The sequence below is a fragment of the Vibrio sp. 1457 genome (assembly GCF_033340195.1).
GTDB lineage: Bacteria > Pseudomonadota > Gammaproteobacteria > Enterobacterales > Vibrionaceae > Vibrio > Vibrio alginolyticus.
This window is the reverse complement of record NZ_JAWOWA010000030.1, coordinates 17,293-29,030: the sequence shown is the minus strand read 5'-3', so window position 1 is coordinate 29,030 and position 11,738 is coordinate 17,293. Positions and strand designations below refer to the sequence as shown.

Genomic DNA, 11,738 nt, shown 5'->3' with positions numbered 1-11,738 from the left:
TATCGCCATCTCGGTATCGCTGACGGGATGAACTATAACGCTAAGAAATCGCGAGAAAAATCCCAATTCTGTCAATTTATTGTCATCAAAAATCTCGACAACATGTGATCTTAAGCAAAAAAATCCCCACGCAACCACGACGCAAACGTTTGCTTTAATTTTTGGAACAACATAGCTAAAGCAAAGATTTTTCTTAAAAATGAGACAAATAAAATGGAACTTTAAGGAACATGGATAAAAATCAATCAGATATTTGATATGTAATCGCTCATTTTTTATTCATGCCAACGATATTTGGATTAAAAAATCTTATCCATATTGAGGTAAATTACAGGTGAAACCATCTCTTCATTCACCAATATGAGAGAAAGTTTCTCGTTATCTAAATTGAAGATACAAAAAAGCCGCGGTTGCTCACCGCGGCTTTGTGACTATTTATTCAAAAGAACGTTCAGTTCAAAGCAATTATGCGTTTGCTTCACGCTCAGCAATGAACTCAAGCGCCATCTTAATGCGAGCAATACAACGCTCTTTTCCAACCAGCTCCATTACTGCATCGACAGAAGGAGACTGTCCGCCGCCTGTTACAGCAACACGTAATGGCATACCGATTTTGCCCATGCCGATTTCCAACTCTTCACATACTGCTGCGATAACGCCATCTTTGATGTTCGCTGTCGTCCACTCAGTTAGTGCTTCCACTTTCGCTAATGCAAGTTCTAGAGGCTCTTTAGCCACGCCACGTAGATGTTTCTTCGCTGCGCCCGCTTCAAACTCAGAGAAATCTTCATAGAAGTAACGGATTTGCTCAGCTAGCTCAACTAGCGTGTTGCAACGCTCACCCACTAGCTTGATCACGTCAGTGATAGCAGGACCATTCGTTACGTCTAGTTTTTGTTGATCTAGATGCCATTGTAGATGCTCAGCAACGTACGCAGGATCTGAGTTCTTGATGTAGTGGTTGTTCAACCATTGCAGTTTGTCAGTGTTAAAAGCAGACGCTGACTTAGATACTGCGTTTAGGCTAAATAGATTGATCATCTCTTCTTGAGAGAAGATTTCTTGGTCACCATGAGACCAACCAAGGCGCACTAGGTAGTTGTTTAGTGCCGCAGGCAGGTAACCCATATCGCGGTATTGCATGACTGATACAGCGCCGTGACGTTTAGACAGTTTCGCGCCGTCATCACCCAGGATCATTGCACAGTGTGCAAATGTTGGTACTGGCGCACCTAGTGCTTCGTAGATGTTGATTTGACGAGGCGTGTTGTTGATGTGGTCTTCGCCACGAACAACGTGAGTGATACCCATGTCCCAGTCATCCACTACTACACAGAAGTTGTAAGTAGGTGAACCGTCAGTACGACGAATGATTAGGTCATCCATTTGATCGTTGCGGATTTCAATGCGACCACGGATTTGATCATCAAATACTACGCTGCCTTCTTTCGGGTTACGGAAACGGATAACACATGGATCGCCATCTTTTGCCGCTTCGTTTGCTGCTTTGATTTTTGGATGGTTAGCATCGTAGCGAGGCATTTCTTTATTTGCTTCTTGCTCTGCACGGATTTCATCTAGCAGCTCTTTAGACGCGTAACATTTGTAAGCTTTGTCTTCAGCAAGAAGCTTATCAACCATTTCGTTGTAACGGTCAAAACGTTGAGTTTGGTAGTAAGGACCTTCATCCCACTCCAAGCCTAGCCATTCCATGCCTTCAAGAATTGCATCAACCGCTTCCTGAGAGTTACGCTCAAGGTCTGTATCTTCGATACGTAGAACGAATTCACCACCTTGGTTTTTAGCGTATAGCCAAGAGTAAAGTGCAGTACGCGCACCACCAACGTGTAGATAGCCAGTTGGGCTAGGAGCAAAACGAGTTTTAACCGTCATTTGAGTTCCTTAGGGGTAATGAGCAACGAGAGATCTCTCGTTGTAATGTCAAGGATAAAAGTGGCGACATTTTACCACCGTAAGTCAATTCTACAATCGGTTTGACAACAGAAATAAAAACGGGGCAGAACCAAAAAGGCACAGCCCTGCTATTTACTGTTAAAGCACGAGACGAAATTACTTCAGGTTACGCATTGCCCATTGCATAAATTCTTGCTGCTCTTCACGGCTCAATTCATTAAACGATGCTTTGATTGTTTTGGTTTCCGCTGGAGAAGACGCAATGCTTGCCTTAGTCGATTCTTTATTCATTGCGTTATTATAGTCGGCAACTTCTCGTTCGTAATCACGAAAACCTTGCAAACCACCTTTACGAAGTTGAACCATAGAGAATGCCACTTCTTTTCCGTTTTTGTCTTTCAATACCACTTTAGGATCGAGTTCGAAGGCTCTCGCCTCTTCAATAGTACGGAATGTTTGATAAGTCAGAGAAAGCTCGGTGTCTTTTTCTGCATCAAACTCTAATACCAGCGGCTGCGAATCGAATTTACGGCGCTTTCCATCTTCAAATACGATTTGTCCAACCGTTACCGCCAATTGGTTTTCCCCATCCTTTAACTCGATGCTGTTGTTCTTGGATATCCACTCAGGGTAGACGAACTCGCCGTTGAGAACGCGAGGAACTAATTCAGATTGCAGAGTGAGTTGAGCAGCAAAAGCTGGCGCCGAAAGCATTGCGCAAAGTCCGAGAAGTGTCGTTGTTTTTTTCATCATGGTTTCTCACTTTATACCAATTTAGATAAGCCTCTAAAATTTACAGGCCAGTCATTTCAAAGGCTTATTTGAATAAGTATCAAGATAAAAAGGGCGTTTCCGCCCTTTTAGCTGCTTCTTTAGTTAGAAGTAGTATTCAACACCTACAGAGAACTCGTCGTAGTCAGCAGACTTCCAACGTGCTTCTGTTGGTTTATCTAATTGAGACGCACCGTCGCCAAAGTCTAGAGTACGAGCACGTACGTACAGCACTGCCGATGGGTCTACGAAATACATAACTTGTGCTGATAACACATCATCCGCTGTATCGTTAATTTTCTTACCATCACGCTCTAGATCAAAGTTAGCGGCGTAAGCCAGTTTGTATTGCCAATCACCCGTGGTGTACATGATAGCGGCAGACATTGCATCTTGCTTTTCACTCACACCATTGCTTGCGTCCGCCTCCATGTATTTGTATTGCGCGAAGAAAGAGATTCCGTTATCAAACCAGCCTTGTGCCCCTACCAAGTACGTGTTGTTTTCCCATGTTTGGCTTTCCATCTTGATATTACGGTTACCTTCATATGCCGCATCTAACTGGATAGGACCAATTTTGTAGTGTGCAGCGATACCACCCCAGTAGTCATCCCCTTCACCTAGACCTGCTTTATCACCTGCACCAGCTGCGATATCTAGGGAGAATTTGTCAGCAAACATTGGAGAGTCCCAGCGGATAGTGTTTGATTGACGGTCTTGGTACTTGGCGCCACCAATAGCACCACCCCAGTCGTATACATCGCCCAGGCCAGGGTTAGATGCTGGCCAGTCAACCAATTCGTACATAGGTGTCAAAACGCGACCCAGGCGAATTTGCCCCCAAGATGCACTTTCAAAACCGACGAATGTGTCACGTTCACCAAGACCTGCGCCCTCGCCACCAAAGCTAGGGTCTACATAACCGCCTTCGATTTGCCAAATAAAAGTAGGGTCGAAGTTAGCAAATTGTTTCTTACCACGGAAACCGATACGAGATTCGTTGTTTAGCTGCATGCCACCCAAGTCATCGTCCGTTGCTTTGCTGCCAGAATCGTAATCGCGGTACGCGGCCTGCATCGCGATGATCCCGTAAACTTCATAAGAAAATGAATCTTTGGTTAGAAACTCTTTTGCTGCGTCACTGTTTGCACCATCAGCAAATGCAACACCACTGAACATCATGCCGGTAATTGCCGTGGCAAGTAGGCTTTTCTTTAGGTAAGACATTATAAACCCCTATATTTTTAGTTTTTTCCATTTTCAAATTCACTAACTAGGACATGGCAGGAACTTGAAACAGTGTTTGGACGGGGCAAATATGACAAACTTTTTTCGCACTAAAAAACTTTCCCTACAGCAATCTGAGCGACTTCAAAATGAGAAGACCAAAAATAAAATAAATCAATAAAAAACAATTAGTTAACATCAAATATAAAAAATAAAAAACGTTAAAAGTACGTTTTGACACTGAACTGACATTGAGAGCATCTAAAAAACGTGAGCGACTTCATTCATCTTTTAGGTGTTTTAACGGAACTTTATATTCAAAGAGAAAAAACCTTGAGATCACTCGCAAGTAAAATGACCGTGCACTTGTGGGATTCGAGAGATTTTGACGAAATTGTTGTGAGTAGCAAATGGGTATTGACCTTACCCTTGCAGGAAGGTTTAAGCTCATAGCATCACTATTATTGAGGTGCAGATTATGTATCAGTTAGTTATACCTTTATCAGGGCTCAACTGCATGGGCTGTGCGAGAAAAGTTGAGAATGCTTTACATGCGAATCACGATGTGGAGATCCTCAATTTGTCCCCGACGCAAGTAGAGGTCAAAACCGAGTCTTCTCTTAAAGAGCTCGTCTCGTCGATTGAATCTCTTGGTTACCAAGCAGGAAATCACTACGAGCTAAACCTTTCAGGCTTAAGCTGTGGCGGTTGCGTCAAAAAACTTTCATCTTTATTAGAATCTAATCAAGACGTTATTTCTTTTGAGGCTTCAACAACGCACTTAGAGATTCGTACCCTCCTCTCCGAGCAACAAGTGATCGACTTAATAGCAACACTCGGCTATACCGCCAACCTTGATTCTGTTGAAGTAGAGAACGAAAGCTCACCAGAGACCGAACAGGTAGAAAAGCAAAGCAATATTAAAGATACGCAGGTGCCACCAGCGAGTATTCAATTGCAAATGCTGATTCAAGGCATGACGTGTGCGAGTTGCGTATCTTCAGTAGAGAAAGCACTTACTAACGTAGAAGGCGTTGAGAAAGCACAGGTCAACCTCGCAGAACAAAGCGCACTAGTATTCGCAAGCCAAGACTCTGATGACCTCCTTAACGCAATTGTTGAATCGGTAAAACAAGCCGGTTACCAAGCAGAGATCCTACAAGACGCCGCAACCCAGCAAGAAAAGCAAGCACAGCAACAACGTCAGCAACAAAAACGCTTTAAACTGGATGCTATTGCTGGCCTTGTCGTCGGAGCCCCTTTAATGATTTGGGGCGTTGCTGGCGGCAATATGATGATTCGCAACACCAACGACCAATTAGCTTGGGGCGCGATCGGTATCGTATGTTTACTCCTTCTTGCCACAGCAGGTAAACACTTCTTCAGTAACGCTTGGTTAGCAGCTACTCACAAGCGCGCCACCATGGACACGTTAGTCGCGCTCGGTACTGGCGCAGCGTGGTTCTATTCGATGCTTGTGGTGATTTTCCCAGACTGGTTCCCTCTTGCTTCACGCCACGTGTACTTTGAAGCGAGTGCAATGATCATCGGCTTAATTTCTCTTGGTCACTATATAGAAGCAAAAGCCAAAGCAAACACAACACGCTCATTGCAAGCGTTGATTAACCTGCAACCTCAGCAAGCTACGGTAATTACGGAACAAGGCGACCAACAAATCGCGGTTGAGCAAATCACGTTAGGCATGAAACTGCGTATCAAACCAGGCGAGAAAGTGCCTGTTGATGGCGTTGTGATTCAAGGTGAATCGTACATTGATGAATCTATGCTCACAGGCGAACCTGTACCTGTATTAAAAGCGCAAGAGGCTCAAGTCTCCGCAGGTACTTTGAACACAGATGGAGCCTTAATCATTGAGGCAACGGGCATTGGCGCAAATACCATGCTGGCTCGTATCATCCGCATGGTGCGCACAGCGCAAAGCAGTAAGCCAGCCATCGCGAAACTGGCAGACCAGATTTCATCGGTGTTTGTCCCTGTCGTTGTTGGTATAGCAATACTGGCCGCGCTCGTTTGGTTTGCCGTTGGCCCAGAGCCAAAAGCGAGTTATATGCTGGTGGTCACCACAACCGTCCTGATCATCGCCTGCCCTTGCGCCCTAGGCTTAGCAACCCCACTTTCTGTCACGGTGGGAGTGGGTAAAGCCGCAGAGCTCGGCATTCTGATCAAAGACGCCGACGCCCTGCAATTGGCAAGCAAAGTCGACACGGTTGTGTTCGACAAAACTGGCACGCTTACCCAAGGTAAACCTAGCGTTCAGCAAGTGTTTACTCACGCCACCAGCCAAGAAGATCTATTGGCTTTAGCGTATGCGGCAGAGCGTCAGTCTGAGCACCCACTGGCAAAAGCGGTATGTGATTACGCCAAACGACACGACGCAAAAGACGTCTCATTAGACAAGTTTGAGAACGTTCGCGGACGCGGCATTTTGGCGACGTATCAAGATAAACCGCTGCTCATTGGTTCGCTTCAATTTATGCAAGCAGAGAACGTCGAGACTAGCGCACTAAAATCTGCCATCGATGAATGCGCAAAAAATGCGTGGACTCCGGTAGCTGTGGCATTGAACGGCGAACTGATCGGTCTGATCGCCATTGCCGACCCGCTCAAATCAGATGCGAAACAAGCGCTCTCTGCGTTAAAATCGCAAGGCATCAAAACGGTAATGCTGACGGGCGATAACCAACACGTTGCCAATGCTATCGGCCAAGAACTTGGTATTGATGAAGTGATTGCCCAAGTAATGCCAGATGAGAAAGCTCAGCACATTGAGCAACTTCAATCTCAAGGACATGTCGTGGCAATGGTGGGGGATGGCATTAACGACGCCCCTGCTCTCGCCTTAGCCAACCTTGGTATTGCCATGGGTAGCGGCAGTGATGTCGCCATTGAAAGTTCGCAAATGACCATCCTGAACACGTCACCAATGGCGGTAGTACATGCGATTGAACTCTCTCGCGCTACACTTAAGAACATGAAGCAAAACCTATTTGGTGCCTTTGTTTACAACTCGTTGGGTATTCCAGTTGCCGCAGGTGTGCTTTACCCAGCGTTTGGATTTTTGCTCAGTCCTGTTGTCGCAGGAGCGGCAATGGCACTGTCTTCAATTACTGTCGTTAGTAATGCAAATCGACTACGACTGTTTTCAGTAAAGTAACCACTTCTTTTTGAGGGTATTATGAAGTTGAAACTATTGACCTTTGCAATGCTTGCGACCGTGTCCGCCAACGTATTGGCAGCCGATGTCATTAACCACAAATCGCCATACTGTGGCTGTTGTGGAGAATGGACAAAACACATGGAAGAGAACGGCTTTACGGTCGAAGAAAAATTGCACGATGACATGAACGCCATCAAACGCGAGCTAGGCATCAAGAACGAACAGCTTTACTCTTGCCACACGGCAGAGATCAACGGCTATCTGTTCGAAGGTCACATTCCAGCCGAAGACATTAAAGCGTTTTTGAAAAATCCACCACGTAACGCAAAAGGCCTATCAGTACCGGGCATGCCAATGGGCTCCCCTGGTATGGAATATGGCGACAAAAAAGACAGCTACACCGTTTACGCCTTTAACGAAAAAGGCCAAGTGTTCGAATATAGCCACCACGAAGGCAACGACCAATAAAAACAAAGCCCAGCGAGATAAACCGTTGGGCTTTTTCTTAATGGACAGTTAAGACAAATATAAAATTAGAAGCCGTAAGAGGCACCAAATACAAAAGCGTTATTCACTAGGCTGTCACCACTCGCGTTTTCTGCACCGTGTGCTTGACTACGGAACTCAAAGTAAGGTTGAACACCTTTACGAGTCCACGTTGCACGAAGCTCGTGGTCCATGGTTTCCGCTTCAATCATGTAGACGTTGTTGTAGCTTAGCGTCACATCCTCATTCATCACGTAACCGATGCGGTTGTCCATGCGGTAATCTGTATCCGCATCTGCGCCTGTCGCATCAATGTGCGCACGAGTACGGTTACTTAAGGAGATGCCGTTATCGAAGTTGTAACCGATCTTAACCAATGGACGGTACTGTACGTTCTCGCCAGCAGAGAACAGGTGTTGGTAACCCGCGGCAACCCATAAATGATCGGTAATATTAAATGACTGCTCACCACCCACAGTGATTGCTGGTGTTGTGTTACCTGCGCCACCGTTTTCTGTTTCCAGTTTACCCAACTGAATACCATCAAATTCGGTGTAAACCGTAAAGCCGCCGAATTGGTTATCAAAAGTATGACCAGCTTCCAGTGTAGACGTAACGTCCGAACCATGAATTCGACCATCATCGTGGAATTGAACATTACCTGTTACGTAAGAAGAACCAGCAAAAGCGTTAGAAGCGAAAGCGAGAGAAAGAGCACTCAGTGCAAAAATGTTTTTCATAATTACTGCCTTTATTTATTCACGTTATGCGATAGTTTTAGAGGGCATCTCTTCCCTTTTATCGCAAACTTTGGAATGTGCCTCCTTGGCGTTCGCAATATTGTTTTAATTAATTCGCGATGGAAAATAAAACATTTTAAAAAGTGATCTTGTTCAAACCGAGCTCAACAACCCTGATAAAAACATGGGAAATACAGGCACTTATCGTATTTTTATAAAATTATTCAAAAAATAGAAGTGTGATCATAAACAGGTTGTTTATTGATATTTAGCAGATTAAGTCGATCCAGTTCACAATAACCTTGACCATTACAACCAAAAACTTATTTATCAATGAAAAATAATTAGACATCGATCACGCTTAATTTCCTCAAAAAATAAAGAAAGCCCCAACATGATGTTGAGGCTTTGCCAAAAAATTAACTTACAAGAATCGAGTTATTTCACGCTGGTCACTCGACTTGCTTTCTCACCGGTTGCTGACACAGAACGGATAAACATTTCACCTTTCACATTTGGACGAGCATTATCTGCGTAAGTTAGCCAGTTCTTGCCGTCTAGAGAGTATTGAAGCTTCACACCCGGGAACTGAACGTTCATTGCCAGTTTACCCTCTTCAACTTTCGCGCCTGGTACAGGTAGACGGTAGTCGATACCTGATTTCTCTAGCTTAGCCAGTTCACGTTGACCAAGTACGTTCGCAAAGCGGTTGTAGTCTTGGTTTAGCGCAGCTTTGTCTACTAGGTTAGAGTTTTGCGAGTATTCAACACCCACTTTGTAGTCGTTTTCCCAACCAGCACGGTGCCATGCACGCTCAGCGGCTGCTAGTACGCGAGGGAATACCATGTACTCGTATTGCTCGTCGTTACGTACTGTCTCAGACCAAAGCTGTGCTGATAGACCGTAGAAAGGTTTCGCTTCGATTTCACCTTTACCAGTGAAGCCATTGCCATCACGGTCTACAGAGGTTTCTGCGTTCTGAGGCATGTTCTCTGGTGCAAAGCCAAACATCTTACGAGTATCTGTTGCACGTGTTGCCCAGTAGTAACCACGCTCTTTCGGGTCAACTTCGTATGGCATGTCCATGTACACGTAGTCTGGATTAGAAACGATCACGTCGTAACCTTTCTTAGACCACTCGTACACGGATGATGTGCCACCCCAGTAAAGAACATCCCAGAAGTTAACACGTGTGTTTTCTGTTGCGAACGCTTTTTCACCTTCACTGTATTTAAGACCATCTTGCCAAGCTTGGAAGTTTGGAATGCCCTTCTCTGCCACAATCTTAGACACTTCTTCTGCAAAGTGGCTTGGTAGATGAGCAAAGTCGCTTACCGTACCGTCTGCAATTAGCGTCTGACATTGTGGAGATTGTGCGAATGGCTTGTCTTGTTTAGACAGGTCAATCGTACCTTTCCAGCTTACTTTGTCTTCAGCGTTCACATCTTGGAAACCAGCGCCTAGCTTGATGTTTTTCGCTTCGTCACCACCAAAGTGCCATGTTGTTAGCGGCGTACCCGCTTCTTGGTGCATTGCTGCTACTTCTGAAATCACTTTATCAACAAAGCGAGTTGAAGATTCCATACATGGGTTGATGAAGCTTTGCTTGTTGTAGAACTGAACCGTCGTTACGTTCGATGTATCTTGAGGATCCATCAGGCGGTACTCGTTCGCTTCTGCTTCTTTACCTTCTTCCATTAGACGGTCGTAACGTGCTTCCATTGATACCACTGCTGCACGAGCGTGCGCTGGCATATCAATTTCAGGGATCACTTCGATGTTACGCGCTTTCGCGTACTTCAAGATGTCCACGTAGTCTGCTTTGCTGAAGAAGCCAGAACCAAAGTTGTCTGTCGTTGCACCTGAGCCAAGCTGAGGCAGTAAACAGCTTTTCTCTTCCAAATCGAAACAACGGTTAGCACCCACTTCAGTCAGCTCAGGCAGACCCGGGATTTCTAAACGCCAGCCTTCATCATCCGTTAGGTGAAGGTGTAGTTTGTTCATCTTGTACGCTGCCATTTGGTCAAGCGTTGCAAGGATTGCGTCCTTAGAGTGGAAGTTACGAGCCACGTCCACCATCACACCACGGTAATCAAAACGCGGCGCATCTTTAATAGACAGTTGTGGTAGAGAATCAGCATTTTGGCTATCTACCAGGCCAAAGATAGATTGTACTGCGTAGAAAGCACCTGCTTGGTCGAACGCTTTAATCACAATACTGTCGCCTTTGATGCTCATTTCGTAAGCACCAGATTTTGCTAATTCACCGGTGAAGTCTGCAGGAACAACAGTGATGCTTACAGGAAGATCACCACGAACATCCACACCTACCACTTCTGCACGATCTTGAATTGCTGCGTATTGAGTCGCATCGAATGCGTCTTTAGGCAGCGCGATACCCGCCGCGATATCTACGGTACCTTTACCTGCTTCAACAGACAGTGGCGTTGGTAGTAACGTGGTTGATACGTCTTGTTTTACTAGGTCTTCGTTCTTCTCGAAACGAGACACAGCGTTTGCAAATACGTTGTTGTCATCTGGCGTACGTTTTAGGTTGTTCCCCTCAAGGCCAGTCACGAAAGATGCAACGTCTTCTGTGTTAAGAGAAGCAATCATCTTAGGCTCTGCATTTGGTGCAGCAACGAACGCGCCTGGCATGAAGTCAGTTTCAAATAGCTGCCAGTATTCAGCAACAAGAGGAAGCACAACCTCTTCACCCGCAGCAAAACCATCAAACTTATCTGTCGGTTCTAGTTTGTGTAGGTCACCCGTTACGCGAGAGATTTTGAACTGTTCGTTTTCAACATCCAGAATCAGACGAATGCTGTGGAAGTAAATAGCCCAATCTTTTGAGTCAACCGCTTCTCCTTGGTTAACCAACGTCATGTTTACCTTGTTACAAGACGCCCACTCAGCCCCTAAGTCCTGACAAGCAAGACCTTCGTTTGCACCGTGGTTAGTCAACACTTGGTATTGAATATCAAGATTATTAGCCAACGAATTTACAACTTGTTGTTCAGAGCTTTGCAGCGCAGAGCAACCTGCTAATGTAGTGATAACAGAAATAGCAATCAGACTAGGTTTAAACATCTTACTTCCCCAAAAAAGTCAGTGGTTCAAAACGACAATGATAAAAATCTCGGCCCCTCAAATGCGAGGTACCTAACCGTTACATTCAACATACAACCTGTTATTTCTAAGCGTAAAATAAATAGAAATAGGAAGTGATCCAGCTCAAAAAATGACACTCAGCAAAAACAATAAAAACCTAATTTTCATGGAGTTACAATACACGTCAAAATCGAACAACTTGTTTTGACGAGTTTGCTGCGATCTAGGTCACTTATATTCATGAGTTACGACTGATTTTGTAAGATTTGGATCACGCCTAATTATTTTGTGAACCATTAGTAAGCGAATTA

7 protein-coding genes are annotated in these 11,738 nt (G+C 44.9%); 2 read left to right on the top strand and 5 right to left on the bottom strand.

Going from position 1 to position 11,738, the window contains the following annotated elements:
- Positions 1-465: 465 nt before the first annotated feature.
- From gltX to chiP, 3 genes are all read right to left on the bottom strand, one after another.
- Positions 466-1,893 (bottom strand): glutamate--tRNA ligase, encoded by a 1,428-nt coding sequence (gltX, locus tag R7Z41_RS21315; protein WP_005384075.1) that lies wholly within the window; start codon positions 1,891-1,893, stop codon positions 466-468.
- A 177-nt stretch (positions 1,894-2,070) separates the two neighbouring features.
- Entirely contained in the window at positions 2,071-2,667 is a 597-nt protein-coding gene (locus R7Z41_RS21310; RefSeq protein ID WP_005382008.1) for a DUF2057 domain-containing protein, read from the bottom strand.
- A gap of 123 nt (positions 2,668-2,790) precedes the next feature.
- Complete coding sequence (gene chiP / locus R7Z41_RS21305) at positions 2,791-3,912, bottom strand: chitoporin (RefSeq protein WP_017819978.1); 1,122 nt, start codon at positions 3,910-3,912, stop codon at positions 2,791-2,793.
- A 478-nt stretch (positions 3,913-4,390) separates the two neighbouring features.
- Between chiP and R7Z41_RS21300 the strand changes: the two genes are divergently transcribed.
- Together R7Z41_RS21300 and R7Z41_RS21295 are read left to right on the top strand one after the other, a co-directional pair.
- Complete coding sequence (locus R7Z41_RS21300) at positions 4,391-7,087, top strand: heavy metal translocating P-type ATPase (RefSeq protein WP_206971053.1); 2,697 nt, start codon at positions 4,391-4,393, stop codon at positions 7,085-7,087.
- A 21-nt stretch (positions 7,088-7,108) separates the two neighbouring features.
- On the top strand, positions 7,109-7,558 hold the full coding sequence (locus R7Z41_RS21295) for a DUF411 domain-containing protein (protein WP_047102912.1): 450 nt from the start codon (positions 7,109-7,111) through the stop codon (positions 7,556-7,558).
- Positions 7,559-7,623: 65 nt separating this feature from the next.
- Here the strand turns inward: R7Z41_RS21295 and R7Z41_RS21290 are convergent, their stop codons facing one another.
- Together R7Z41_RS21290 and R7Z41_RS21285 are read right to left on the bottom strand one after the other, a co-directional pair.
- Positions 7,624-8,316: an oligogalacturonate-specific porin KdgM family protein gene (locus R7Z41_RS21290; protein ID WP_206971054.1), complete on the bottom strand. Its 693-nt coding sequence runs from the start codon at positions 8,314-8,316 to the stop codon at positions 7,624-7,626.
- 438 nt (positions 8,317-8,754) lie between these two features.
- Complete coding sequence (locus tag R7Z41_RS21285) at positions 8,755-11,406, bottom strand: beta-N-acetylhexosaminidase (protein ID WP_225478086.1); 2,652 nt, start codon at positions 11,404-11,406, stop codon at positions 8,755-8,757.
- Between the last annotated feature and the right edge of the window lie 332 nt (positions 11,407-11,738).